Below are 25,491 nucleotides of genomic sequence, written 5' to 3' on the forward strand. Positions count from 1 at the left end.
CACAAGCATCCATAAATGTGCTTTCTGTTACTTTTCCCATCCAGGGCTTGCACGTTTCGCAAAAGCGTAGTAAAGTTTTATTCGTTGCCTACGCAATGCGTAGAAAACATAGCTGGAGGATTCGCCTAGCGGCCTATGGCGCACGCCTGGAACGCGTGTTGGGTTAACACCCTCGGAGGTTCAAATCCTCCATCCTCCGCCACCGATCCCCGGTCTTAGAATCTAAGACCGGGGATTTTTTATACCCCTTGGTACTATTTCTTCAGAACCCCACGGTTACACGTGCCGCCGAGGCGCCCCATACCTGAGAAAGCACCACCATGATTTTCAAAAAAGTAGGCGGTAGTCGCCCCTACCCCCAGCACGGCATGACCCACGCCGACTGGGGAGGAATCCCGCCGCAGCGGGTACGCCTCGACACCCTTATCACCACCCAAAAACAGGGGCACAAGCATCCATAAATGTGCTTTCTGTTATTTTTATTGCTCAGGGCTTGCATGCTTAGCAAAAGCGTAGTAAGGTTTTATTTGTTGCCTACGCAATGCGTAGAAAACATAGCTGGAGGATTCGCCTAGCGGCCTATGGCGCACGCCTGGAACGCGTGTTGGGTTAACACCCTCGGAGGTTCAAATCCTCCATCCTCCGCCACCGATCCCCGGTCTTAGAATCTAAGACCGGGGATTTTTTATACCCCTTGGTACTATTTCTTCAGAACCCCACGGTTCCGGGCGCCATCGGAGCGCCCCATACCTGCAGAAAGCACCACCATGATCTTCAAAAAAGTAGGCGACAGCCGCCCCTACCCCCAGCACGGCATGACCCATGCCGACTGGGGAGGAATCCCGCCGCAGCAGGTACGCCTCGACACCCTCATCACCACCCAAAAAACCCTCAACCTCGAGACCCTACTCGCCGAAGACTCCACCTTCTACGGCGACCTCTTCCCTCACGTCGTCAAATGGGGAGGCGAACTCTACCTCGAAGACGGCGTGCACCGCGCACTGCGTAACGCCCTGCACCGCCGCGCCGTCATGTATGCGCGCGTACTGGACCTGGACTCAATCTCCCCGGCGCTGCTGCCCGGCGCGTAAAAACCTACTCGCGTAAAAACCTAACCGCGTAAACGCCTACCCGAATACAGAAAATGCCGCGGACCGATGCAAAGAAGCATCAGGTCCGCGGCATTTTTGTGACGTATAACTGAGCTACGTTCCGCTACGCAGAGATACCACGCTTAGGACGCAACCTTCAGGCCCGCCTCCTGCACCGGGGATTGCTCCGGCAGGGACTCCTCGGAATCCAGGCGAACCGGGTTGCCCTCGGCGTCAAAACGCGCGCCCAGGCCCATCTGAATAAAACGGATAGTATTCAGAATCTGGCGCTCACGGGTTTCCTCATCCGGTGCGTCCTCGGCGCGACCGGCGCTTGAGGAGAGGGAGCCGTGCACGAGCATCGCCAGTTCGCGAATGTCGTTCTTCGGAATGTAGTTCTCGGCAATGGCGGCAGAAAGAATATGCGCGAGCACCATCTGCAGCTCGTGAACGTGCTTGCCGAGCTTCGCGTAGGACTCGGGGGAGAGCATGGAGCGCATCGCAGGGCCCGGAGGCAGGTGGCGGCGCGCCAGGTCGTTGATTTGCAAGCGAATGTAGACCGCGAGCTGGTCAATCGGGTTTTCGATGCCCTCCAGGCCGACGCGCAGCTCGTTGAGGAAGCGTTCGGTCTCGTCCAGGGCGTAGGCGACCAGCAGTTCGCCCATGTCGGCGAAGTAGTTGTAGACCGCGGTGCGGCCGATGCCGGCGTTCTTGGCGACGTCGGTCATGGTCAGGCCGGAGAGGCCGCGGTTGTAGAGGATCTCGCCGAAGGAGTTGAGGATGGCGCGCTTGGTGTTTTCGCGCTGGGCGGCGTTGGTTGCTGCAGAAATACGAGGCATAGTGACACTCTACCCCAAATCGTCAGCAAATGACGAATTTATTGAATGTGTCACCAAGAAATTTGCCCAATCCATGCGAATTTTCACAAATATGACAGAACGACCGGCACTACAAGAAGCCCAAACGCGTAGCAGCCGCCAAATCAGCACCCACCAACGACGCAATCGGATACCCCGTATGGCCACGCCCCGGAGTCACCTGCAACAAAGTCCGCGCACCCAAACCCTCGTAGAACGCACTACCCTCCTGCACCGCAATCCGCGCCGACCAACTCCCCTCAGAACTCGTCGCCATACGCCGACGACCCGACGGCGAACGCCCATCCAACACACCCACATGCCAGCTCATCAACAGATGCGCATGCGAAGAAGGATTCAGCGCAGCCCGCTCACGCACCCGAGCCGGCACGCCGTCAGCACCGCCTCCACCGATGAAAGTCGCGCCGCCTCCGCGAATCCAGTCAATATCGTGCGACAGCAGCTCGTAGCTGAGAAACTCCGCACCACCTGAATAGCCCGCAAGCCAGACGCGGCTCATATCCACCTTGTACGCCAGGGCAATCTCCTCAATGAGGGCGCGAACCATCCTGCCGTTCGAGCGGGCACGAACCCACCAGTTATAGGTCAGCGGAGGCGCATAAGAATCACCATCGGCCAGGCGCGGATCCCGCAAACTACCCGGCGACAACACCGGCACCGACAGCATATTGAACTCAGCCGCCACCTGCGCCAACTCGGCACGCAACGGGGAGTCGCGGCGCAACAGACGGCTACCCACACGGGAGAGGTGGTCGCCATCAAAATAGAACAGCACACCGGGCGCATACTCAGACTCGGACAGAAGGTGCAGGTTATCGACCCGATAGTAGATATTGCGGCCGCGATGCGTAAACGACCGGTAGCCGAGCAACTCAGACGAAGCCAGAAACACCGGCTCCAGCAGGGAAAGACCGGTGCGCACAGCCTGCGCCGCATAGGCAAAAAGCGGATGCAGACGCGGAATATGCGCGCTCAGCCGCCGCTGGTTACGGTGCAGCCGCCTCCGCGCTCGCCGTATAGAGCCCCGAATCGAGCGGCGCACCGAGGCACGCAGCACACGCCCCGTCTCCAGCGGGGACGCCACCTGCCCGGTACGGTGAGCGCCGCTGCGGTAAACCCCGCTGCGGTGAACTCTGCGGCTCAGTCTCTTCATATCTCCATTGTAAATGTGCGGGTTCTGCCGCTGCCGGGATAAGGCGGCTCCGCAGGCATCCCACGCCGGGTAACCGGGTGCATGCGGAGTCCACACTCTTGAAAGGCGTCCACACTCTTGAAAGAGGCGCAGAAACCTGCCGCCAGCACAGCATATAGGTACTATTAGATAGGCTCGGGTGGCAGACGAGCCGGTGAGTAGCGCCCTGCATAGCGCGCTCACCCACCACGCGTGAGGGCTCGTACCTTACGTGAAGAAACACATCGCATGAAGAAAGACTTGGGGAAAGTAATGGCTAAACCCGTTAGCGAATCTAAGGCTCAGACGAGCACCGTTACGGTGCCCTGGGCTGGTCGCCGCGGCTACTTTGATCTGCTGCTGGGCGCATCCTGCGTCATCCTAATCATCTCGAATATTGGTGCAACCAAGGGTGTGGAGTTCGGTCCGCTGCCCTTCGAACTGCCCCTGATTGGCTCGACCATTGTCACCGATGGTGGTTTCTTCCTTTTCCCGCTCGCCTACGTGATTGGCGACCTTCTTTCAGAGGTGTACGGCTTCAAGCGTGCCCGCCGCGCGATTGTAGCCTCCTTCGGCTCGGCTGCTTTTGCTGCCCTGTGCTTCTTGCTGATCGTGCACCTGCCCGCTGCGAGCTTCTACACCGGCCAGGAGGCATTCGCTAGCGTACTGGGCCCGGTCTGGCAGATTTTTGCGGGCTCCCTGCTCGGTTACCTCTTCGGCCAGACCCTGAATGCCTGGGTCATGGTGGCAATGAAGAAGGCAAGCAAGGGCCGTTTCCTGTGGCTGCGCATGATTGTCTCCACCCTGGTTGGTGAGCTGCTCGACACCCTCATCTTCTGCTCCATCGCGGCACCGGTGCTCGGCATCGACACCGTGGAGGCATTCATTAACTACGTACTGATCGGCTATATCTACAAGTGCCTGGTCGAGGTGCTCCTCATGCCGATTAGCTACCCGATTATTGGTTGGTTCAAGCGTCACGAACTCGAGTACGTGGCGTAAACTAACCTCCTTACAGCTGATGTGCGCAGCCGCCCGGCCTAACGCCTGGGCGGCATTGCCATTTCAGCTTTATTCAATACACAGCATGTCTAAGAAAGAGATACGTTATGTCTAAACTGCAGGGGAATATCCCCGAGCAGTCGGAGAAGAACGACTCGTTGAATCGTTCCCTCTCCCACGGCCAGTTGACCATGATTGCGATGGGCTTGGCGCTGGGTACGGGCCTGTTCCTGGGTTCCTCCTCCGCCATTAAAATTGCGGGCCCCGGCGCAATCATCTCTTACGCTATTGGTGCGATGATTGCGGCAACCATTGCTGCGTGCGCGGGCGAAATGTCCGTGCGTCACCCCGTCCAGGGCGGTTTCGGCACCATCGCGAGCCGATACCTGAACCCCTTTAGCGGCTACCTGACTCGCTGGGCGTATTGGGCATGCACCGTGCCGCTGGCTGGTGCTGAGCTGGTGGCGGTTGGCCACTACATGGCGTACTGGTTCCCGGATGTTCCCCTGGCTGTGTTCGTCGCTCTCTTCGGCGCGATTATTCTGGTGCTGAACCTGGTGAGCGTGAAGTCCTTCGGCGCCCTGGAGTTCCTGCTGTCTTCGATTAAGGTTTCTGCCGTCATCGTGTTCATGGTGATTGGTGTGCTGCTGGTGTTCGTGGGTCTGCCCGGTCACGCTGCGGCGGGTACCGCAAACCTCGTGAACGACGGCGGCTTCCTGCCCAACGGCCCGGCATCCATCTGGATTTCGATGGCTGTTGTCATGTTCTCCTTCGGCGGTGTGGAAATGATTTCTCTCTCCGCAGCGGAGGCGAAGGACCCGGCACGCTCGGTGGCAACCAGCGTGAAGGCAATGATTTGGCGCCTGTCCACCTTCTACGTGGTGTCCATGGCAATTATTCTGTGCCTGGTGCCCTGGCAGACCGCCGCACAGAACTCGGAGCTGACCGAGTCGCCGTTCGTGCTCGTCTTCTCTGAACTGGGTATCCCCTTCGCGGCGGACATCATGAACTTCGTGGTGCTCGTTGCTGCGCTCTCTGGCGCTAACGCCTCCCTGTACGCGGCAACCCGCCTGCTGCACGCCCTGGGCTCTGACCGCATGGCTCCCGCAGTGGCTGCCCGCACCTCCTCGCGCGGCGTACCGGTCGTGGCTCTGCTCATCTCCTTCACCGGCGTTGTCGTGGCAACCGTGATGGCTGTTGCCAAGATTGGTGACATCTTTGCCCTGCTCATGGCGCTGGTGACCCTGTGCATCCTGATTGTGTGGATCATGATTCTGCTGACCTACCAGGCGTACAAGAAGGACCAGAAGGATGCCTCCTCCTTCACCGTGCTGGGTGGCCGCGTCACCGCAGGTCTGGCTCTGGCGGGTGTCCTGGCGACCCTGGCGGCAATGTTCATGCTGCCCGGCTCGGGTGTCCAGGAATCCATCATGGTCGGTATCGTCTTCTTCGTGCTGATTTCTATTGGCTACGCCATCTCGTCGAAGGTTCAGGGCGGTTATGAGCGCCCCGACCTGGACGCTATGCACGCCGACGAGAACACCAGCGCGGCACAGCGCTAAATAGCGTGAAAGCCTCGCGAGACTAAAACATAGAAGGCACCGGATGGGGGAGTACCCCCGTTCGGTGCCTTTTCGCTTCTGTGCTCTAGACGGCGCCGTTCTGAGCGATGTGAGTGTGCCCGTAGAATAGTTAACTATTCGTACCCGTCAACGAGGCTAGAAGCCGCAGAAGCCGGGTGCGAGCACACATTGCACATCACGCCCCTAAGGCGTACTGACGGAAGGCACCTTCGTGTCCCACAACGACGATACCCGCAGCCACGCTGCAGCGGGGACCGCCGGATCGCGCACCCTGAAGCGTTCTCTGTCCCACGGACAGATGACCATGATCGTGATGGGTTCCGCGCTCGGTACGGGCCTCTTCTTGGGTTCGGGCACCGCCATTGCGATGGCTGGTCCTGCGGTCATTCTCACCTACGCTATTGGTTCTGCGCTCGCTTCGGTGATTGGCGCGGCAACCGGTGAAATGGCGGTTCGCTACCCTGTCCGCGGCGGTTTCGGTACTATTGCTACCCGCTACCTGGGCCCCTTCGCGGGCTTTTTGACTCGCATCGCATACTGGACGGCGACTGTTTTGATTGCTGGCGTTGAGCTGGTGTCGGTGGCGACTTACCTGAATTATTGGTGGCCGCAGCTTCCGCTGTGGGCGGGTATTGCCGCGTTTGGTGTGGCGCTGATTGTGCTGAACCTGACCAGTGTGAAGTCTTTCGGCATGCTGGAGTTCTTCCTGTCTTCGATTAAGGTCATTTCGATTATTGCCTTCCTGCTGGTGGGCCTGTGCCTGATTTTCTTCGGTCTGCCCGGCCACGCCGCGGTGGGTACCGCAAACCTCTTCAACGACGGCGGCTTCATGCCGAACGGCCTCCAGTCGGTGTGGCTGTCGCTGGCTGTGGTGATGTTCTCCTTCGGTGGTATTGAGATGATCTCGATCTCTGCTGCGGAGGCGAAGGACCCCTCCCGTTCGGTGCGTTCCTCGGCTAAGGCGATGATGGTTCGTTTGGCGACCTTCTACGTGCTGGCGGTGCTGATTGTTGTGGCTGTTATTCCGTGGCGTTCGGCATCGGGTCTGGGCGACGCTGTGGAGGCATCCCCGTTCGTTCTGGTCTTTGAACAGCTGGGGGTTCACGGTGTGGCACACTTCGTGAACTTTGTGGTGCTGATCGCGGCGCTGTCGAGCGCGAACGCGAACCTGTACGCGGGTGCGCGTCTGCTGCACTCGTTGGCGGCTGACGGTATGGCGCCTCGCCAGCTGGCTCAGGTAAACCGTGCCGGCGTTCCGGCTCGTGCGGTGTGGCTGTCGACCAGCGGCATGGTCATTGCTATTCTGCTGGCGCTGTACAGCCCGAAGGAAGCGTTCCTCTCCATGATTTTTGTGATTATGGTGTGCGCGCTGACCGTGTGGGTTCTGATTCTGTTCGCCTACATCGTGTACAAGCGTGTTGAGCCTGCAACCAATGGTTTCCGCCTGTGGGGTGGCCAGTTCACCGCGGCGGTTGGCGTTCTGCTGCTCTTCGCGGTGTGGGTTGCGCTCTTCATGGTGCGTGGTTCTATGGTTCCGGCAATTGTGGGCGTGGGCTACTTTGTGGTGCTGAGCCTGCTGTACTTTGCTCGTATCCGCCACACTCACGTGATTGATGAGCAGACCTTCGTGGAGGCTCAGCAGGCAACTGCCGAGTATGACGCCATGAAGTACGACGCTGATCATGCCCTGGAGACTGCGGCAAAGCTGGGCCGTTAAGGTTCTGCAGCTGCCGGGAGGGCCGGTGTTGGGGCCTGCAGAGACTCCAACACAGTAATAAACGAAAAATACGGAAAATTTCTGGAATTCCTCGTAATAAAACCGTAAAAATGCAGTTGGCCCTCAGAGTGGGGTCTATCATAGACAGTGAACCGTATGATCTTGTATGCGTTCAAATGTCTGTGTGTTGGATGAGGCTCGAAAGCATCGTAGCTTTCGAGCCTCATCGCTTTAACTATCAAATATATTTCTAGCCCCCGAATCATTATCAGCTGATTCATTTGCTGTACCTTGCGGATTCGTACGAATAGCCGCCCCACAGCGGTGGGGGAGTAGAGTTAAAACCATGCAAAGCCACGAAAAGAACCGCGAAAACACCCCCGCCTCTGAGGTCGGTACCACCGACGAACTGCTGGTGCACGTACCCGCACGCTGGGGCGATATGGACGCCTACGGTCACGTCAACAACGTTGCCATCTTCTCGGTCATGGAAGAAGCCCGCGTGGCGCTCTTCGGCCCGCCGCCCTCCTCTGGGCAGAAGCCCACCGTGGCACCGCAGCCTCCGATTCCGCTTTTCGACCTGGTTGCCGAGGGCGTGCAGGCGCTTATTGCCGAGCACGGCATCCGCTACCTGGCTCAGCTACCCTACACCGGTGAGCCCGTGCCGGTGCGCCTGAGCGTGGAGAAGGTCAGCGCCGCATCCGTGCGGATTGGCTACTCGATTCTCTCCCCGGTGGACGGCCGCGAATGCGTGCGTGCCTTTACCGTGCTGGCGTTCTGGGATTCCGTGGCGGGGCGACTGACTCGACTCAGCCCCGAGCAGCGTGAACTGCTGAGCTCCTACTTGCCGCAGAAGTAGAGGGCGCTCCGCTGTAATAAACCGGTCTTGAACGGGGTCAAGCGTATGCTTTAAATACCTTCTGCAAAGGGTGCAAAAGGTTCATTCCCGGGAGAGATAACAATGTCGTTCCACCACACTCAGGCAGACTCCGCCAGCCGGGGTCGCCGCACGATGCGCGCCACCGGATGCGCCGCCGCCCTGCTCCTCGCCCTGACCGGCTGCTTTGGCGGTTCTCAGAGCGAAAACTCTTCGTCGAGCCCCAGCCCCTCCAACACGGCTAACCACTCGCAGTACCCGCTCCCTTCCTCCACCGCGTCGCCGACGAAGAAGACCGAGCCGACCGTCACCGAGACTCGGGTGTCCGCCCCCGCAGAGAGTGCCGAGGCGAAGGCGTCTGAATCCTCCGCACCCGCTGAGGCGAAGGCAACCTCTGCCGCGAACCCTACCGCCGCTGAGACTCCCCGCGCGCCCGAAAAGGTGGAGGCTGCGCGCGCCTCCGCCGGCGAGCGCTGCGGGCATATTGGGCGCAAAGGCTACCTGAAGACCGGCGCGGAAATCATGGTGCTGCGCGGTACCGTGGACTGCGCCCACGCCCTGGACGTGCTGACCGAGTACGTCACCACCCCGCGTGCCGACGACAACACGACCCAGCACCAGGTTGCGAAGGTTCAGGACGCCACCTGCTACTGGAACCCGCAGTACGAGATGGTTAAGAACCGTCGCGAGGATCGCGGCGCCCCCGAGTGCACCATCGGTGAGGATGTCGCCTTTGTGGCTCGCCTGGACAATCCGGATGCTCCCCAGATTCCCTTCCTCATGGAGCCCTCCTACTACGATTCCGGTGCCGGCTACTACCGTTTCAAGAGCGATGACGAGCGCACCCTCTGCGAGCTGAACCCCGCGGACGGAACCCTGGTGTGCGAGCGCCGCACCGGCGAGCAGACCGGCAACGGTAACGGTGCTGTCGGCCGCACTTTTGCCGGTCCGGTGGAGGTGACTCGCATGAACTTCCTGACCGGCGCCAGCGAGGTGAATACCGTGAATGAGTCCTCGGCTCTGCACGGGGAGACCACCACCGCAAACACGAAGATAATGCACGCCTTGGATGTGGTGATCTTGCCCGTTGCTGAGGGCAAGCAGCTGACCTGCTTGGGCGAGATTGAGACTGGCTCGATTAGCTGCCATGACGGAAACGGCCACACTATTCTGGTGCGTGGCAGGCACGAAGGCTAAGCGCCCGCGTCAGAATTATTGAGTTGCTAACGAGCTATCAATGAGTTGTGACTAGCTAAGGAGGGGCTCCCCGCACTGCCGGGGAGCCCCTCTTATTGCATTCCTCGTGTTGCATTCTTCCCGCTGTGTCCCCTTCCCGCGGTGCCCCCATCCCGTTATACCCAGAGGGGTCACCCTGCGGGTCTCTAAGATGCCGTATATAGCTAGCTCACAGGTAGCGTCTTTAGAATACTGGTTAGGAACCCGAACCAATGACGCAGAAAGGTCACCATGCATCCGGCACAGAAGCACTCTACCCAGACTTCTTCTACTACCCTCCGTACCGCTCAGCGCTACAGCCCCGTAGCGCTCGGTGCCACGCTTCTGCTGGCGCTGTCGGCATGCTCCGGAGGCGCCACCACCGCCTCCCCGAGCGCCACCGCAATCCCTAGTCCCAGCGCTACGAGCGCGAAGGCGACCCCCACTCGCACCGTAACGGTCACTGAAAGCACCCCGACTGCCGGTACCGTGCACACCCCCACCGCGGCGGCTACCGTGAGCCCCGGAACCATCACCACCGCAAGCCCCACGGCGACCGCGCAGGCGAGTGCGGCGTCGAGCCCTTCCGCATCGGCTAAGGCGAATACTTCGGCGAGTGCAGTGGCGAGTGCGTCGAGCACCGCGAGCCTGTCCAGCTCGGACGTTCAGTCCGCGGGTGGTAGCTGCGGCAGCATGGATGCTACCGGCTACCTGAAGCATAATGCGACCGTGCAGGTAGCCTCTGGCGCGGTGGATTGCCTGTTTGCGCGTGAGCTGATCCGCCAGTTTGTGGTGCAGAACCCCGCCGAGGTGACCGATAAGGCGAATGGTGAGCGTACCGTCATGTCGGCGCGCTGCTACTGGAAGCCGGGCGACGGCGCGGATCGTGCGACCCCCGAGTGTGTGTCCCTGGATGGTGGCAGCACCGTCATTACCGTGAAGCTGACCAACTAGTTTACGATTCCCACCCGGCAAGGCACGGGTATTAAACACAAGCGCCGCGTTGACGTATCATTCGTCAACGCGGCGCTTTAGTATTCCCACCCGCAGGCGGGCAGAATCAGAGCTGGTGCGAGTTAGAACTCTCCGCGGGCACGGGTGGCAAGCACGTTATCCAGGCGGGCGAAAGTCGAACGCCAGGTGGTGCGTACCTCCTCGTGAACCGAGGCGGGCATGGGGCCAATCTCAATAACGATGCGGGTACCGGCTCCCACGCCGTCGGCGGTAATCACGGTTTCGGGGAAGAAACGGTGACGCTGGTACACCAGCACGCTACCGGGGTTGCCCAGGTGGTCGGGCAGCTGCTCTGCGTATTCGAGCTCCTTGAACGGTTCAATGCTCAAAAAGCGGCTCTGCAGAATGCAGGACACCGAGGGGTCAACCTCGTTGATCATGGACAGACGCTGCAGACCGCCGACAACGGGCTCCACGACAACGTCGGTGGGGCGCACATGCCAGCCGGCGGGGCCGTACCAGCGGACCAGCAGTTCGGGATTCAGGTAGGCGCCGAAGACGTCCTCGACCGGGGCTGCAATCTCGTGATCGAAGACGAGAAGCTCCTCATCGGGAACATGAGTGATGCTCATAGGGTTCTCCTTAAACGGGTTGAAGAGCGGGTTTAGGGCTTCTTGCCGGAGTAGTAGTTGCCGAGGAACTCGTCACGGTACTCGAAGTAGGTGCCGTCCTTGATGGCTTCGCGGGCGTCGTCCACCATGCGCACGATGAAACGCTCATTGTGGATAGAGGCGAGGGTCGCCGCCAAACGCTCGTCCGCCTTGAAGAGGTGACGCAGGTAGGCGCGGGTGTAGTGGGTGCAGGTGTAGCAATCGCAGCCCTCGTAGATGGGCGAGAAGTCCGCCTTGAAGCGCGCGTTGGTGATGTTGTAGCGGCCGGTGGGGGAGTAGACGGCGGCGTTGCGTGCCACGCGGGTGGGGGATACGCAGTCGAAGGTGTCTACACCGTTCTCGATTCCGACGAAGATGTCATCGGGTTCGGAGATGCCGAGCAGGTGGCGGGGCTTGGATTCGGGCAGCTCTTCGGCGCACCAGCGCACGATGGTACCGAGGTTTTCCTTCTCGAGCGCACCACCGATGCCGAAGCCGTCGAAGGGCATGGAGCCGAGGTCCTGGCATGCCTTGCGGCGAAGGTCCTCGTACTGTGCACCCTGAATGACGCCGAACAGTGCCTGGTAGGGTTTGCCCACGCGCTCTTCAGTCAGACGCTGGTGCTCAGCGATGCAGCGCAGCGCCCACAGGCGGGTGCGTTCGAGCGCCTCCTCCTGGTAGCCGCGGGAGTTGTAGAGGGTGGTCAGCTCGTCGAAGGCGAACATGACGTCGGCACCGATCTGGTGCTGAACCTGCATGGACACCTCGGGGGTGAAGCGGTGAATCGAGCCGTCAATATGCGACTTGAAGTTCACGCCGTCGTCGTCAATGTGGGCGAGGCGTTCCTTGCCCTTTGCCACGTCGTCGTCACCGAGGGGGCGGCCGTCGGCGCCCTTAGCGTCCGCGACGGTACCCATGTCGATTACCTTTTTGAAGCCGGAGCCCAGGCTCATGACCTGGAAGCCGCCAGAGTCGGTGAAGGTGGGTCCGTCCCAGTTCATGAATGCGCCCAGGCCGCCTGCCGCGTCGAGGATTTCGGGGCCGGGCTGCAGGTACAGGTGGTAGGCGTTGGAGAGCAGAGCCTGAGCGCCGAGCTCCTTCATGGATTCGGGTAGGACCGCCTTGACGGTTGCCTTGGTGCCCACGGGGGTGAAGGCGGGGGTCTGGATCTGTCCGTGCGGGGTGGTGATGACACCGGTGCGTCCGCGGAACTGTCCGCCGTTGGCTTCTACACGTTCAGCGCTGGGGGAGGCGGTGTCCGCCAGGCGGCTGGTGATGGTGAAGCCAAAGTCCTCGGTGGGGAAAGAGTTATCTAGAACGCTCATTCTTCTCTCGATTGTTTGCTTTCCGTCTGAATGTCTATACCCTAGCCTACCGGAAAACCCCGCCTCTCTCGCCGGAGGCGGGGTTTTCGCGGGTACCGTCAGGCTAGGGTACAGCCAGGCTGAGGTACAGGCAGACTAGGGTACAGGCAGGGTGGCTGGGTTTAGCTCGCCCTAGCCGGTGAAGTTAGCCGGCGAAGTCGCCGAGCATGTCCACAGTCGGCACGAAGAAGAGGGTGCCGGTCACCGCGGTGCTGAAATCCAGCAGGCGGTCGTAGTTGGCGCCGTCCACTCCCATGAACATGTTCATGAGCATCTTCCTGACGGTCGAGAAGGTGCTGGCGTAGCAGATGAAGTAGGTGCCCAGCTCGTTGTTGCCCACGGTGCCGAAGGGCATGTTGTCGCGAATGACCTTGAAGTCGTCACCGATATTGGCGATGGCGGAGTGCGAGTTGGCGGGCTTTTCGTCCTCGCTCATCTCGATGTCGTCGTGCTTGGAGCGGCCGATGACCTTCTCCTGCTCGGAGACGGGCAGGGCATTCCATGCGGTCATGTCGTGAATGTACTTCTGCACGAATTGGTAGCTGCCGCCCTTGTACATGGGGTCGTTGTCACCGATGAGACCGAAGTATTCGCGTGCCGCGGGGGTCTGCGGGTTTTCGGTGCCGTCCACAAAACCGATGATGGAGCGGCCGTCCCAGTAGCGGAAGCCGTGCACCTCATCCGCGGTCTCAGCAATATCGCGTAGCGCCGCAGTAATAGCGGAGGCCATATCGTAGGCGACGGACGGCTGGGTCGCACGGATGTGGAAGTGCAGATCACCGGGAGTGGACACCGCGGTGTGCTTGGGGCCCCTAATCTCCTCAAATTCTTCGAGCTCCTGCGGCAGGGGCTTGGGCAGATCCAGGGTCAGCCACGCGCTGTGGCTAATGCCCAGAACAACGTTAGCGTTCTCGGGCGAGTAGCGGTTCGCGGCGGTGTGGTTGAGGTTAATGACGAGCCCGCAGAGGTTCTGGAACCCCTCAATGAGCGCATCCTGAGAGGTGCCTTCCTTGAACTTCCAGACCATGAAAATGGTGTTAGCGTTCGGGCTGGCAGTGACCTGTTGTGATTCTGGTGCAAGCATAAAATTCACCGTACGCCCGTGTACACGCCCCCGCAATGAATCTAGCCCTAACCTTCTGCACAGGCCCTAACCTTCTGCACTGAAGGGAGAAGATGAGGGCTGGGGGCAAAGAACAGCAGGGTTTTAGAAGCCGTACTTTAGAAACTGTGCTTTTAGAAACTGTGGGAGGCGAGGTGACGCGCATGCGCCAGACGCGCCGCCGTCTCAAAAATGGTCCACGCCTGCACCTGAGTGGACAGCTCCACCGGTGCACCGGGCTTCACAACCTTGCTCATCGGCTCGGTGAACCGCGGGGAGAACTGCACGAGCGCCTTACCGCGAATCTCATTCGGGTCAATGCCGTACTCGTTCATCGGCAGGTTGGGGTCGAACTCGCGGCGACCCTCCCACAGGGCGCGTGCGGTCGAGTACACCAGGTTCGAGGCGAGCGCTCGCGCCTCATCGCTGAGCAGCGGCGAGGATGCCGCCATGCCCAGGTAGCGCACGAGAATGCCGGTGAACAGGCCGCCGTCGCCGTCGCCGTGCGAGATGAGGATGCGGCGGCGCGCACCGGAGAGGAACTCCACCTCTTCGGTCATGTGCTTGACGATGCCGACGATGAGGCGCTCTGCGCGTTCTGCGGGGTCCACCTCGCAGGGCACGCCGGAGGCGGCGAGGCTCAGCAGGGCACCCAGGGCGGTTCCCTGGTTGTAGGTGTATTCGCCGCGTTCGTAGTCGTACTCGTCGCCGCGCACGTTCACACCGTCAATATAGAGCGAACGTTCTGCATCCCAGAGGGTTTCATTCATCCAGTCCATCAGCGCGGCGGCAGTCTTCGGGTCGCCCGCGCGCACATACGCCAGGGCGGTCGGCGCGGTCGCCGCAGCATTCACGAAATCACGCTTGGACTTGCGCCAACTCATGCCACCCACCGGGGAGAAGCCCTTTGCCAGCTGCTCGAAGAGAGCCGCGCCGGCATCCTGAGCGGCAACATCGTTCGCACCGGTCAGCTCAATGCAGAAGGAGTTCATGCGGCCCACCGCGAGGGTCAGCCATGCCATATCGTCAAAGTAGTCGTTCGCGAAGCGGCCGTAATTACGCACGTTAATGCCGCGCAACAGCGCGCGGGCACGGTGCAGCTCCTCCTGGGCGGCAGTAATATCGCCCTCGCGCAGGTGACGCTGACCGGCATCAATCACACAGTCCAGCAGGTGCGCCTGCCACCAGTAGTGCCAAGCGTTCAGACGCTGGCTCAGCGGGCGCGGGTCGGGCACTTGCACCGAACCGATGAGGGCGCCGGGAACGCCAAGAATACGGTGCACGAAGGTGTCGGTAACGCTGGCAGCTGCGGCAGCGGCATGCGAGGAGGTGCGCTCGGCGTACTCGCTAATCGACTCCAGAGACTGCGCGTTGTGGGAAGACGGCTGGGAATTCATGGACCCTCTGTAGTTGCGGTGAAGTATTACGTCTGAATTATCCCACTTTTTGCCCTCTGAGCGCCCGGATGCTGTGGGCGGGCTCTCGGGTGTGATTCCTTTTCGAGAGACCGCCGAGAAGATGCACCGCAGGGAACGGGGTGAACGCCATTCAAAAACCAGTTAGGAGGCGGCAGTGAGTGAGCGGCCACTGTACAAATCCACTCGCTCGCCGGTGATGGGATGCTTAAAGTGCAGGCTGTACGCCAGCAACTGCAGCGGGTACTCCGGGCGGTCTGGCGCGTCGGGTAGCACCTGCGGGTAGAGCACATCGCCCAGAATGGGGGAGCTGAGCATATTCAGGTGCGCCCGCAGCTGGTGCGTTTTGCCGGTGTGAGGCGCCAAATCATAGAGCGCCCATTCTCTATTCGGTTCCGCGCGCCACCCCTCAACCGCCTGCGCACTCGGAGTGAAAGTCCGCAGAATCTTCACGGTCGTCAGCGTATTCGGCTCCACACCCTGCGCCGCGCACTCTTGCTCAGAAAGCTGCTGAACCTGCAGCTGATCGCGAATCTTCTGAATATGCGAACGCACCTGCAGTCCCTCCGCACTCAACGCCTGCTCGGCGGCGGCGGCGGGAACCGGCGCCACGGCACGGTAAGTCTTCGACACCTGACGGTGCTGAAACATCATCTGGAAGGGGCGGCGCGCCTCCACGGTCTTGGCAAAAAGCAGCACGCCCGCGGTTGGGCGATCGAGGCGGTGAATCGGAATCAGCAGCGGGTTCTGCTCACGCACCCGCAGCTTGGTCAGCGCGGTCTGCGCAATATAGGAACCGCGCGGGGTGGTCGGCAGAAAATGCGGCTTATCAATCGCCAGCACGTGTTCATCCTCGTAGAGCACCGGCATGTCGGAGGGTAGCTGCGGCTCATCCGCAAGCTCACGGAAATACCAGATGCGCTCACCCGGCATATACGGGCTATCGCCGGTCAGGATCGTGCCGTCGTCCAGGCGCACCTCACCGGTATTAAAGCGGGCGTAAATAATCTGCGGGTCGTTCGGGTAGAAGCGCGCAATCAGATAGTCCGCAATGGTTGCCGGAGCCGTGCCATTCGGGGTGAGTTCAGCCGGGAGCTCCTTGGGCAGTGGCAGGATCAGCTGAATCGGGTCAATGCCGTTCTTCTGAGCTAGCGGAGGGGTCAGCAGACGGCGATGCATGCGGCGTGCCGGTTTCGACTGATAGGCGGTGCCGGGCTGCGTGTGGGCGGTGTTCTGTGCGGGCATGGCTCTACTCTACCGCCTGCGCGGGATTGGCTCGGCGGCGGTACGGATGAGTCAGACTGAGCTGCATGCAGGCGGAAATATTACCGTGGGTTTGGGTGTGGGGTTGCGGAAATCAGATTTGTCTGACACTCATGAATGTTTGTGTGAACGTGTGGTTGAGAAAACGAAAACTTCACAAATTTTTGAAATTATTGGACATTTAATTTAAAAAAACTACATTAATTTTACAAAAAACAGCGTTTAAGTGCGGTATTTTCGAAAATGCTGTCAAATCATAAATCAATAACCCTCAATTTAGCCCCTTTGATTTTTCTAAGTATAAAAGATGTAAAGCAATTAAAGACATGCTAACCTGGGCACCCTACGTCATAAACGCCTTAATAAAGGCTGAAAGTAGCCTTAAAGCGGTACGATTAAGACACAGAAGTTCGATATTTCGAACGAAGGGGTCGAAATGGGACAGAAACAGCGCAAGGATGCAGAGGTTAAAGGAACACCCCCAAATACAGCGGTGCAATCGGACAATTCCAAAGCACCGGAAAATGCGATAGGAGAGGTTATGGAACATTCACAAAAGAATGCGGAGCCTCGCACCGGTGCCCTGCGCATGGAACCGCACGAACGCGAAGAGCAAATTCTGAAAATTGCTGCAGAACATTTCACTCGTCGCGGCGTGCTCGGTGCCTCCATGAGCGCTATCGCCCGCGATGCAGGCATTACCCGCGCCCTGCTCTACCACTACTTTCCCGGCAAGGACTCCCTGGCGGCAGCCGTCACCCGACGCGAAGCCAACGCAGTCCTTGAGGCTCTTGGCGAGCACCACGAAAACCCCGAAGAGGCGTTGCGCAATGCGCTACGCACGTACTTCCTCGTTGTAGCCGGCGTTCCCACCCCCGGTGGGGAGGACTTCCCGAACAACCCTACCGACTACCTCGAATGGATGCTTGAACGCACCGGCATGCCGATTAATGACCGCACCCGCGTCATCCTCGGAGGCTGGTTGCAGCTCGTCGACTACTTCGCCATGCACGTCGTGCAGCTCAACCCCCGCGATCAGCGCACCGTTCGCTCCCGCGGGCTCGGGCTCGAAGAAGCTATCGACCTGTGCCTGGGTGCCGTGGACACCCTCACCGGCGGCTACTAGCCGCCTCAAGAAGTGACAGGTCTACACAGGACTTCCCGCTCCGATGTTTGGTTATGTGCTCCACGGCAAAGGCGACGTGGACATCCGGGCGGTTATTCCTCCACCACGCCGCTTGCGACGTGGCGGAATCCGGGAACACCACCCGGTTCGTGAGTAGGGAAACATAATGCCCCGCACCCCCTTCCGTGAGAGTGCGGGGCATTATGATGCTCAGGTTGAGGTTAAAGGAATTGATTTAATCTGAGGTTGAACTTGAGGTTCTTTCTGGAGAGGGCTAAATGGAACGGCGCAGCGACAGTCCGCGAACCGTCGCGTAGAACCCCTGCGCCTGCAGTGCCGCACGCAGAGCCTCCACCGGATGCTCCACAATTTCGCTACCGGAGGCGCTCAAAGTATGGGTGCCCAAAAGCTCCACATCGTTGACCTTCTCCACCGAAATCTTCTCCGTACCACCGGCAGAGACCAGGCGCGCCAGGGCGGGGGCCGCCGCCTCCAGAAGTACCGGGTCGGTAGTGAAAGCCAGCAGGGTCTTCGCGCCACGCTCCACATACAGCACCGGTGCGCCGTCCACCAGCACCACGCAGGCGCCCGCCTTGCGTGCCGGGCGGTGCTTCACGGTGCCCTCGCCCTCGTGCGCAAAGGAGGGAATCGCGGGCCAGCTCAGCGCCGCACCGTACGGGTTCGCCGGGTCGGTCGCCGCCAACAGGGTCACCGTGAACGTGCCGTACACCCGCTCCGTATCGGTGCGTTGCGGGGTGTAGGCGCTCGCACCAAAACCCTGTGTCGCACCAAAACCCTGCGGACCTGCGGGAATACTGAGGCTATCGGCGGTAGAACGCAGCAGGTCCACCGTCGCGGGGGCGGCGAACTGCGCCGCACCCAAACCCTCAATAAAGTAGCCGCGACGCACCAGCGCACGATCCTCAGCCGCCGAATAAATCCGGTACAGCTGCGAGAATCCGCCGGTAGAATCCTCCACCTGCAGGCACCCGCGAGTCAGCACACCGTAGCGGTCCAGCAGCAGGTCGGCGCGTGCGAGTGCCGCAACCGTCGCCTCCACAGGCTCCTGCAGTAGCGTGTCCACGCGTGAGAAGCGGCCGCTATCCTGCGGGGCAACGGCGGGGGCGGTCGTATGGAACCCGCCGCGCAGGGAACGCAGACCACGCCCGGTGGCAGGCGCAGAGTAGCCGCTGGAACTATAGCTATCAGCGCCGTAACCGCCGGCCAAGCCGTTACCCATGGAGGCGCGCGCCGCCGCAATACGACCCGCACCGCGGCGACCCACTCGCGACAGGCGCGCAGGGGTTGCCGGAGTCGGATGCGCACTGCGCACGCCCGCAAGCATCGCCCGAACTGGCGCGAAACTATCGTTCGTCACCGCACCAGCCCACACCAGGCGCCACAGCGCCGCCGAAATCTCCGCCGTATCCGGGAAAGTCACCACCTGACCGGCTGGTGCCGCCGCGCTCATCAGCTGCGCCACCCGCTCACGTAGCGCCGGCACGAACAGGCCGCCGTGAGCCAGCGCCTCATAGATGGCGTGCTCCAGCGTGCCCGGAGCCTGCAGTGCCTCCCAAAGCTCCGGGTTCTCCGCGCGCAACAGCTGCTCCGGGTAGTCCTCACCCAGGGTCAGCGAGGAACTCTCGCTCAAGTGCAGGCGAATCCAGCCGTCAGACTTCTGCGCGCTACCGCCGCCGAGCTGCCCGGCGCCGGTGAAGAACACCCTGCCGCTTGCCATCAGCTCGTCCAGCATGTGCGGCTGGTAGCCGGGCACGCGTGCCGGAAGAATCAGCGTCTCCAGCGCGGAAGCCGGTACGCGCACACCCGCCAGCTGGTCGATGGTGGTGAGCAGATCCTCCGTGGCGGAGGCGGAATCTTGTCCCGTATGTTCTGCGCCGTGCTCAGTCATCGGGGTGGGTGCCATCGGGTTGGGTGTTGCCGAGCCGAGGGGCGCCACCCTCTCGCCTACCACCGTGGCAGCGCGGCGGGAAGGGATGAAGGCACCGTAGGCGCTCGCCTCCGGCAGGGTTTGCGCAACCCGCACGGATAAAGAACGAACGTTCTGCCACGAGGGTAGGAATACACCATAGACCTGCGCCGATACCGGCTCAATCTCCTCACGCAACGCCGCCAGAGAACGGGCACGAATCGTGCGCAAAACCTGCGCATCCACCCACTCAACACCGGCAGACCCCAAAGCACGCAGCACCTCGGGCAGGAACTCGCCGGAGCTCAGACGGCGCTGCTGCTGAAGACGCTGCAACACCGGAGTCAGCACGCCCACACCCACCGGGGTCAGGCGCGAAAAATGCTCTGCCGCCTGCTGTGCCGTAAAGGGAATATGGGTGCGCGCATAGCGAGAAACCAGATCCTCTAAAGGCTCCGCGACCGGCTCCAAAAGGGCAGTAGGAAGCGCTGCGGCGGGCATAATGCCCAGTCCATCGCGCAGACGCGCGGCGTCCTCAACCACCGCATAGTACAGCTGCGGCTCGGCGGAACCGTCGGCAGCTCCCATGAACGAGAATGCGCGACGCGAGCGCACCAGCTCCTCCGCTAGAGCGCGCGCCTCAGCCGTGCTGGCGTGCGCGCCGTACTCCTCGCCGTAGTGTTCAGAGTCCTCGGACTCGCCTAAATCTTGAGAACCGTGTGCCGCCGCCTGCAAGCTGTCAGCCCGCAAACGCAGGCTCAATTCCCGCGCGCTCAACGGGCCCAGCTGACGCAACAAATCCGCCACGCCCTCCACACCGCAGGCGCGGTAACGCTCACCCGTGCGCTGCAGACGCTGCTGAGTCTGCACCAGAACCGCCGGGTCCAGTAGCTCGCGCAGACCGCTCGACCCCAGCAACTCAGCCAGCAGAGCCGGGTCCAGCGAGAGCGCGGCGGCGCGGCGTTCGGCGGCGGGCGCATCGCCGTCGTAGAGGTGCTCGGCAACGTACTCAAAGAGTAGGGTGCGCGCAAAAGGCGAAGGGTCGTTCGTCTCAACTTCCAGCATGGACACCGCCCGAGACTGCAACGAACGGTGTACCTGAACCAGCGCCGGAACATCGTACACATCCTGCAGGCACTCGCGTGCCGTCTCCAAAAGCACCGGAAAATCAGGGTACTTACGCGCCACATCCAGCAGCTGCGCCGCACGCTGACGCTGCTGCCACAGCGGGGTGCGCTTACCCGGATCACGGCGCGGCAACAGCAGGGCACGCGCCGCATTCTCACGGAACCGAGACGCAAAAAGCGCTGAATCGCCCACGCGTTCGGTGACAATCGCCTCCAGCTCGTCCGGGTCGAAAAGGAACAGGTCAGCGCCGGGTGGCACATCCTCCATGGCGGGCAGGCGCAGAATCAAGCCGTCATCACTCGCCATGACGGAGGCGTCCACCCCGTACCGCTCTTCGATGCGGGCGCGCACCGCCAGCGCCCAGGGTGCGTGCACCCCGTAGCCGAGCGGCGAGTGCAGGACCACGCGCCAATCGCCCAGTTCGTCGCGGTGCCGCTCCACGATCATGCGGGTGTCGGAAGGAACCGCCCCGGTGGATTCGCGCTGCTCACGCAGGTAGGCGAGCAGGTTATCGACCGCCCAGGTGTCCAGTCCGAGCTGTTCGAGCTGCTGGCGGGCGGCGGCGCTATCGGTGGCGTCCAGGCTGGAGAGGGCGCGCGTGAACGCACCCGTCTGCACGCCCAGGGCGTAGGGGCGGCCCATGCGGTCGCCGTGCCAGAAGGGTAGGCGCGCGGGCTGACCGGGTGCGGGGGAGACCCGTACCGCGTCGTGCGTAATTTCTTCAATGCGCCAACTGCTCGCGCCGAGGGTGATGACCTCGCCGGCGCGGGATTCGTACACCATTTCTTCGTCGAGCTCACCCACACGCTTGGGGCCGCGCTCTTCATCGCCGCTGACCAGGTAGACGGGGAAGAGCCCGCGGTCGGGAATCGTGCCGCCGCTGGTGACGGCGAGGCGCTGCGCACCGGGGCGGCCCTCAATACTTCCGGAGGGCGCCTCCTCGGTGGGGGTGCGGTCCCAGATGATGCGCGGGCGCAGTTCGGCGAACTCGTCGGAGGGGTAGCGTCCGGCGAGCATTTCGAGCACGGAGTCGAAGAGGGCGCGCGGCAGCTCGGCGTAGGGTGCGCTGCGGCGTAGCGCCTCGTACCAGGAGTCCACGCTGATGGGGCCTAATGCGCAGGCGGCGATGGTCTGCTGTGCGAGTACGTCCAGGGGGTTGGTGGGGATGGCGAGCGGTTCGAGGGTTCCGCTGCGCATTCCGGCGAGTGTGACGGTTGCACCGAGCAGGTCGCCGCGGTGCTTGGGGTAGAAGAATCCGCGCGAAATTTCGCCCACGCGGTGTCCGGCGCGACCCACGCGCTGCAGCGCGGAGGCAACCGATGGAGGCGCCGCCACCTGGATTACGAGGTCCACGTGACCCATGTCGATACCCAGCTCCAGGGAGCTGGTGGCGACCACGCAGCGCAGGGTTCCGCCCTTGAGCGCCTCCTCGATGAGGGTGCGCTGTTCCTTGGATACGGAGCCGTGGTGCGCACGGGCGAGCGGCGGCACCTCGGCGATGTCGCAGATGCCTGCCACGTAGTCTTCGGGGTCGATTCCCCGCTGCGTGAGGACGCGGCGCAGGTGAATATCGTTGAGTGCCGCGGTGAGCTTTTCCGCTAGTCCACGTGAGTTAACGAAAACAATCGTAGAACGGTTGTTCTCGATATGGTCTACGATGCGCTCCTGTACGCGCGGCCAGATGGAGGTCTCGGGGCGCTCGCTATCGGCGGTTTCACGGAGTGATTCTTCGGGGATGGTGAGCGTATTTTTGGGCGCGGTGTTATCGCTCTGTCGCGCCGGGTTTGCCTGCCCGGGGAATACGCCAATGGCATCTTCCAGTGTGTAGGGCGCGCTCGCCGGGATGTCTACGGCACTAGAGATAGGCCGTGCCGCACCTACCGGTGAACCAGCAGAAGCTGAGCCCTCGCCACCCGGCGCCTCCGAGGGCGCATATTCTGATGGGGCGTAGAGCCCCTGCCCGTAGTCGTTGGCGCCTCCGAGCGCCGCCATATTGGGTACGGGCACGCTCAGACGCAGGTCCCATTCTTTGGCGACCGGACGGCTCATGATGGTCACCGGCTGAATGCCGCCGAGGAAGCGGGCGACCGCCTCCGGGTTTTCGACGGTTGCGGAGAGCCCAATGCGCTGCGCGGGCTTTTCGAGGAGCGCGTCGAGGCGTTCGAGGGAGACCGCCAGGTGTGCGCCGCGTTTGGTGGCGGCGAGGTTGTGAATCTCGTCCACGATCACGGTGGTGACGCCCGCGAGGGTGTTGCGGGCGGCGCTGGTGAGCATGAGGTAGAGGGATTCGGGGGTGGTGATGAGAATATCGGGCGGGTTGCTGATGAGTTGGCGGCGTTCGCGTGCGGGGGTGTCGCCGCTGCGCACGCCCACACTGATGCTCGGCTCGCCCGTGTCGTTTCCGCTCAGGCGTGTGATTCCGGTCAGTGGTGCGCGTAGGTTGCGTTCGACGTCGGCGCCGAGTGCTTTGAGCGGCGAAATATAAAGGATGCGCGTACCGCCCGCGGTTCCGGTTTCGTGTTCGCGGTGGAGGGCATCGAGTGCCCAGAGGAAGGCTGCGAGGGTTTTACCGGAGCCGGTGGGGGCGATGATGAGGGTGTTGTTGCCGTTGCGGATGCTCTCCCATGCGCCTTCCTGGGCGGCGGTGGGTGCGCTGAAGGTGGCGCGGAACCAGTCGCGTACGGGTGCGGAGAAGTGGGAGAGTGCGTCGGTCATGTATCTATTATGGCGGGGTTTATGGTGTGCGCCTCTTGAATTGTTGGGGGCTGGGGGAGGAAGATGTGCTTGACAGGTTCCCAACAAGCCCGTAATGTTTTACTTGTAAAGTAATCGACTGAGAGAACAACACAAAGGAGCGCCACCATGACCCGCCTGACCGAAGAACAGCTCATCAACCTCTTCCACGAGCCTCGCACCGTCTCCTCCTTCACCGAGGAGCCCGTCACCGACGAACAGCTGCGCCGCATCCAGGAACTGACCTTCTACGGCCCCACCGCCTTCAACAGCCAGCCCCTGCGCATCACCTGGGTCAAGAGCCCCGAGGCACGCGAGCGCCTCGTCGCACACCTGGCAGACGGCAACAAGGCTAAGACTCAGGCGGCACCGGTCACCGCGATTCTCTCCGCAGACGCAAACTGGGTAGAGCACGCTGACACCTTCAACCCCAACGCTGCCGGCTTCATCAAGGGCTTCTACACCACCGAAGAGCTCGCCACCCCCGCCGCTGAGCTGAGCGCTCACCTGCAGGCAGGCTACTTCATCACCGCAATCCGCGCCCTCGGTCTGGATGCCGGCCCCATGACCGGCGCAGACTTCGCCGGCATCAAGAAGGAATTCTTCGCGGACAACGCAGAAATCCCCTTCCTGGTCGTCAACCTCGGCCACGGCGAGGCTCCCGAGTACCCGCGCGGTGCACGCTTCAGCCACGACGAGGTCGCTCGCTCCCTCTAAGAGCAAGCGGATGCAGTATAGCTAAAGCTAAACCCTAGGTTTATAGACAGTTCAAGGGCGGTTCCCCATCGCGGGGAACCGCCCTTGAACTATATGCGCACACGACGTGCCAGAGATGTTGTCACCTCTGCAACGCCGCGTTAGCGGGCACCAAACTGACCCACCGACAGCTGCGGAACAGACGAGGAGCATGCGGTTGTATCCAGCGGAACAATCACGCCACCGGAACCGGAGGGAAGACCCACCAGGAAGCCCTGAACCGGGCGGCTGCCGCAATCGTCACCGAAGCGTGCCGGGTATACCGAACGCAGCACCGCGGTGGTGCTATCGCCGGGGTTGAGGGTCACACCCGCAGGGTTCATGTACTCAGCAGAGGCGGATGCCTCACGGCCGACCCAGGTTCCCGAAGAGCCCGCATGAACCACACGCGGGTAGCCGCGCAGGGTGCAAGAAGAATTCGAGGAGTTCTGGAAGTACAGCGTGTAGTTTCGGGCGCCGGGGGAGCCTTCTCCCACAGCAACCGAAATGTTCAGGTCATCCAGATCGCACTGGGTCGGTCCCTCAGCAGCGTTATTGTTGGAGGAGTTAGAGGACTTCTCCGAAGAGCTCGAAGAATTCGAGGAGTTGGAAGAATTCGACGAGTTCGAGGAACCGGAGGAGTTCGAAGAGTTGCCCGAAGAGCGAGAACCCGACTGCGAAGACGAGTCTGAGCTCTTCTGGGAATCCTGCTGAGAATCAGAGTCGTCCGACTTGTTCTGCTCGGAACCCTCGTGGGAGGACCCAGAAGAGCGAGAGTCAGAGCTCTGCTTCGACTCGTGAGTCTCGGTGTGGGAGGAAGACTCGGAGTGCTCAGAGGAAGACTCGTGGTGTTCCGCGTCGGGGGAGTTCACCACGGTAATGGAGCCCGGGCTCACCGAAGGGGTAGCCCCGTCGGAGGCTACTCGAATTGTGCCGGGCTTGACCGAAGCCGAAGCGCTCGGCTGTGCCGAGGTGCCTTCAGCTTCCTGACCGGCCTGGGACGCGCCGCATCCACTGAGCGCTAGCACGCAACAGAGGAGGGTGGTTGATGCGAGTACCTGAGCCGATTTGAACATAGTTACATCGCCGCCTGCATTTGGATTTCTGCTCCGTCCATACCGGGGGCGTACTCGACCTGGCAGCACAGGCGAGAGTACTCGTTGGCGACATCGTCGACCATGTCGAGCAGGTCCTGCTCAGCTTCGGTGCGCTCACCGGAAGCCTCGAAGTGCTCGGGGTCGATGAAGCCGTGGCAGGTAGCGCAGGATGCGTTACCACCGCAGGTTGCGAGGACCGGCACGCCGTTAGCCTGGAGGGCCTCCAGGAGGGTGTGGTGGTCTTCCCACTGAATGTCGTAGTTTACGCCTGCTTCGTCAGTGACCTTAATCGTTACGCCCATGCGTTCTCCTTCTTCTGTAGTGATGCGTTTCTATTGTAGAGGTAGGGGCTGTTATTCACCGTACTTTGTGGCGCATCCCCAACCCTACCGTCACGCATATCACGGGAACGCATATTAATTTTTATGCTGAGTAGCATGTCTGTATTGCCCCCAGTCTACCC

At 61.5% G+C, this 25,491-nt stretch carries 19 protein-coding genes and 2 tRNA genes; 11 read left to right on the top strand and 10 right to left on the bottom strand.

What is annotated here, in order from left to right; all coding sequences use genetic code 11:
* Window positions 1-114: 114 nt before the first annotated feature.
* From HMPREF2971_RS05585 to HMPREF2971_RS05595, 3 genes are all read left to right on the top strand, one after another.
* Window positions 115-202 (top strand) — tRNA-Ser (locus HMPREF2971_RS05585).
* A gap of 358 nt (window positions 203-560) precedes the next feature.
* Window positions 561-648 (top strand) — tRNA-Ser (locus HMPREF2971_RS05590).
* Window positions 649-767: 119 nt separating this feature from the next.
* Window positions 768-1,091 (top strand): type II toxin-antitoxin system VapB family antitoxin, encoded by a 324-nt coding sequence (locus tag HMPREF2971_RS05595; RefSeq protein ID WP_005507186.1) that lies wholly within the window; start codon window positions 768-770, stop codon window positions 1,089-1,091.
* A gap of 143 nt (window positions 1,092-1,234) precedes the next feature.
* Here HMPREF2971_RS05595 and HMPREF2971_RS05600 read toward each other — a convergent pair whose 3' ends face one another.
* Window positions 1,235-1,930, bottom strand: coding sequence for a TetR/AcrR family transcriptional regulator (locus tag HMPREF2971_RS05600; RefSeq protein ID WP_005509262.1), 696 nt, complete (start codon window positions 1,928-1,930; stop codon window positions 1,235-1,237).
* 109 nt (window positions 1,931-2,039) lie between these two features.
* On the bottom strand, window positions 2,040-3,122 hold the full coding sequence (locus tag HMPREF2971_RS05605) for a hypothetical protein (protein WP_049360592.1): 1,083 nt from the start codon (window positions 3,120-3,122) through the stop codon (window positions 2,040-2,042).
* A 291-nt stretch (window positions 3,123-3,413) separates the two neighbouring features.
* Between HMPREF2971_RS05605 and HMPREF2971_RS05610 the strand changes: the two genes are divergently transcribed.
* The 6 genes from HMPREF2971_RS05610 (at window position 3,414) to HMPREF2971_RS05640 (ending at window position 10,488) form a co-directional block, all read left to right on the top strand.
* Window positions 3,414-4,142, top strand: a complete 729-nt coding sequence (locus HMPREF2971_RS05610; RefSeq protein ID WP_049353412.1) for a queuosine precursor transporter — start codon at window positions 3,414-3,416, stop codon at window positions 4,140-4,142.
* Between the two features lie 107 nt (window positions 4,143-4,249).
* Window positions 4,250-5,704: an amino acid permease gene (locus HMPREF2971_RS05615; protein ID WP_049360594.1), complete on the top strand. Its 1,455-nt coding sequence runs from the start codon at window positions 4,250-4,252 to the stop codon at window positions 5,702-5,704.
* A gap of 232 nt (window positions 5,705-5,936) precedes the next feature.
* The gene (locus HMPREF2971_RS05620) at window positions 5,937-7,442 is read left to right on the top strand and encodes an amino acid permease (protein WP_049353410.1); all 1,506 of its coding nucleotides are present in this window, start codon (window positions 5,937-5,939) and stop codon (window positions 7,440-7,442) included.
* Between the two features lie 346 nt (window positions 7,443-7,788).
* Entirely contained in the window at window positions 7,789-8,301 is a 513-nt protein-coding gene (locus HMPREF2971_RS05630; RefSeq protein WP_049350503.1) for an acyl-CoA thioesterase, read from the top strand.
* A 102-nt stretch (window positions 8,302-8,403) separates the two neighbouring features.
* A complete protein-coding gene (locus tag HMPREF2971_RS05635) occupies window positions 8,404-9,516 on the top strand; it encodes a phosphoglycerol transferase (RefSeq protein ID WP_070691835.1) in 1,113 nt (370 codons plus the stop codon).
* A gap of 270 nt (window positions 9,517-9,786) precedes the next feature.
* The gene (locus HMPREF2971_RS05640) at window positions 9,787-10,488 is read left to right on the top strand and encodes a hypothetical protein (RefSeq protein WP_049360601.1); all 702 of its coding nucleotides are present in this window, start codon (window positions 9,787-9,789) and stop codon (window positions 10,486-10,488) included.
* Between the two features lie 122 nt (window positions 10,489-10,610).
* Here HMPREF2971_RS05640 and HMPREF2971_RS05645 read toward each other — a convergent pair whose 3' ends face one another.
* From HMPREF2971_RS05645 to HMPREF2971_RS05665, 5 genes are all read right to left on the bottom strand, one after another.
* Window positions 10,611-11,120, bottom strand: a complete 510-nt coding sequence (locus tag HMPREF2971_RS05645; protein WP_049360604.1) for an SRPBCC family protein — start codon at window positions 11,118-11,120, stop codon at window positions 10,611-10,613.
* Window positions 11,121-11,152: 32 nt separating this feature from the next.
* A complete protein-coding gene (gene tgt, locus HMPREF2971_RS05650) occupies window positions 11,153-12,463 on the bottom strand; it encodes a tRNA guanosine(34) transglycosylase Tgt (RefSeq protein WP_049360606.1) in 1,311 nt (436 codons plus the stop codon).
* Between the two features lie 184 nt (window positions 12,464-12,647).
* Window positions 12,648-13,586, bottom strand: coding sequence for a Dyp-type peroxidase (locus HMPREF2971_RS05655; RefSeq protein ID WP_070505906.1), 939 nt, complete (start codon window positions 13,584-13,586; stop codon window positions 12,648-12,650).
* A 152-nt stretch (window positions 13,587-13,738) separates the two neighbouring features.
* Complete coding sequence (locus HMPREF2971_RS05660) at window positions 13,739-15,001, bottom strand: glycoside hydrolase family 76 protein (protein WP_070505908.1); 1,263 nt, start codon at window positions 14,999-15,001, stop codon at window positions 13,739-13,741.
* Between the two features lie 162 nt (window positions 15,002-15,163).
* Window positions 15,164-16,264 carry a pseudouridine synthase gene (locus tag HMPREF2971_RS05665; protein WP_070691837.1) on the bottom strand — a complete coding sequence of 367 codons (1,101 nt, stop codon included), beginning with the start codon at window positions 16,262-16,264 and terminating at the stop codon, window positions 15,164-15,166.
* 559 nt (window positions 16,265-16,823) lie between these two features.
* Here HMPREF2971_RS05665 and HMPREF2971_RS05670 point away from each other — a divergent pair.
* Window positions 16,824-17,408 carry a TetR/AcrR family transcriptional regulator gene (locus HMPREF2971_RS05670; protein WP_070691839.1) on the top strand — a complete coding sequence of 195 codons (585 nt, stop codon included), beginning with the start codon at window positions 16,824-16,826 and terminating at the stop codon, window positions 17,406-17,408.
* 274 nt (window positions 17,409-17,682) lie between these two features.
* On the opposite strand, the gene HMPREF2971_RS05675 is transcribed toward HMPREF2971_RS05670, so the two are convergent.
* Complete coding sequence (locus HMPREF2971_RS05675) at window positions 17,683-23,178, bottom strand: DEAD/DEAH box helicase (protein ID WP_070691842.1); 5,496 nt, start codon at window positions 23,176-23,178, stop codon at window positions 17,683-17,685.
* A gap of 147 nt (window positions 23,179-23,325) precedes the next feature.
* Here HMPREF2971_RS05675 and HMPREF2971_RS05680 point away from each other — a divergent pair, with 147 nt between their 5' ends.
* A complete protein-coding gene (locus HMPREF2971_RS05680; protein ID WP_070691844.1) occupies window positions 23,326-23,913 on the top strand; it encodes a malonic semialdehyde reductase in 588 nt (195 codons plus the stop codon).
* 140 nt (window positions 23,914-24,053) lie between these two features.
* Here the strand turns inward: HMPREF2971_RS05680 and HMPREF2971_RS05685 are convergent, their stop codons facing one another.
* Window positions 24,054-25,007 carry a DUF4232 domain-containing protein gene (locus HMPREF2971_RS05685; RefSeq protein ID WP_070691846.1) on the bottom strand — a complete coding sequence of 318 codons (954 nt, stop codon included), beginning with the start codon at window positions 25,005-25,007 and terminating at the stop codon, window positions 24,054-24,056.
* A 2-nt stretch (window positions 25,008-25,009) separates the two neighbouring features.
* Window positions 25,010-25,330: a 2Fe-2S iron-sulfur cluster-binding protein gene (locus tag HMPREF2971_RS05690; RefSeq protein WP_005507166.1), complete on the bottom strand. Its 321-nt coding sequence runs from the start codon at window positions 25,328-25,330 to the stop codon at window positions 25,010-25,012.
* Window positions 25,331-25,491: the final 161 nt, after the last annotated feature.

The sequence above is a fragment of the Rothia sp. HMSC066G07 genome, from assembly GCF_001814485.1.
GTDB lineage: Bacteria > Actinomycetota > Actinomycetes > Actinomycetales > Micrococcaceae > Rothia.

Excerpts from the sequence above, each read along its gene's own strand:
- HMPREF2971_RS05595 (WP_005507186.1), top strand. The coding sequence starts at position 768 with ATGATCTTCAAAAAAGTAGGCGACAGCCGCCCCTACCCCCAGCACGGC.
- HMPREF2971_RS05600 (WP_005509262.1), bottom strand. The coding sequence starts at position 1,930 with ATGCCTCGTATTTCTGCAGCAACCAACGCCGCCCAGCGCGAAAACACC.
- HMPREF2971_RS05605 (WP_049360592.1), bottom strand. The coding sequence starts at position 3,122 with ATGAAGAGACTGAGCCGCAGAGTTCACCGCAGCGGGGTTTACCGCAGC.
- HMPREF2971_RS05610 (WP_049353412.1), top strand. The coding sequence starts at position 3,414 with ATGGCTAAACCCGTTAGCGAATCTAAGGCTCAGACGAGCACCGTTACG.
- HMPREF2971_RS05615 (WP_049360594.1), top strand. The coding sequence starts at position 4,250 with ATGTCTAAACTGCAGGGGAATATCCCCGAGCAGTCGGAGAAGAACGAC.
- HMPREF2971_RS05630 (WP_049350503.1), top strand. The coding sequence starts at position 7,789 with ATGCAAAGCCACGAAAAGAACCGCGAAAACACCCCCGCCTCTGAGGTC.
- HMPREF2971_RS05635 (WP_070691835.1), top strand. The coding sequence starts at position 8,404 with ATGTCGTTCCACCACACTCAGGCAGACTCCGCCAGCCGGGGTCGCCGC.
- HMPREF2971_RS05640 (WP_049360601.1), top strand. The coding sequence starts at position 9,787 with ATGCATCCGGCACAGAAGCACTCTACCCAGACTTCTTCTACTACCCTC.
- HMPREF2971_RS05645 (WP_049360604.1), bottom strand. The coding sequence starts at position 11,120 with ATGAGCATCACTCATGTTCCCGATGAGGAGCTTCTCGTCTTCGATCAC.
- tgt (WP_049360606.1), bottom strand. The coding sequence starts at position 12,463 with ATGAGCGTTCTAGATAACTCTTTCCCCACCGAGGACTTTGGCTTCACC.
- HMPREF2971_RS05655 (WP_070505906.1), bottom strand. The coding sequence starts at position 13,586 with ATGCTTGCACCAGAATCACAACAGGTCACTGCCAGCCCGAACGCTAAC.
- HMPREF2971_RS05660 (WP_070505908.1), bottom strand. The coding sequence starts at position 15,001 with ATGAATTCCCAGCCGTCTTCCCACAACGCGCAGTCTCTGGAGTCGATT.
- HMPREF2971_RS05665 (WP_070691837.1), bottom strand. The coding sequence starts at position 16,264 with ATGCCCGCACAGAACACCGCCCACACGCAGCCCGGCACCGCCTATCAG.
- HMPREF2971_RS05670 (WP_070691839.1), top strand. The coding sequence starts at position 16,824 with ATGGAACATTCACAAAAGAATGCGGAGCCTCGCACCGGTGCCCTGCGC.
- HMPREF2971_RS05675 (WP_070691842.1), bottom strand. The coding sequence starts at position 23,178 with ATGACCGACGCACTCTCCCACTTCTCCGCACCCGTACGCGACTGGTTC.
- HMPREF2971_RS05680 (WP_070691844.1), top strand. The coding sequence starts at position 23,326 with ATGACCCGCCTGACCGAAGAACAGCTCATCAACCTCTTCCACGAGCCT.
- HMPREF2971_RS05685 (WP_070691846.1), bottom strand. The coding sequence starts at position 25,007 with ATGTTCAAATCGGCTCAGGTACTCGCATCAACCACCCTCCTCTGTTGC.
- HMPREF2971_RS05690 (WP_005507166.1), bottom strand. The coding sequence starts at position 25,330 with ATGGGCGTAACGATTAAGGTCACTGACGAAGCAGGCGTAAACTACGAC.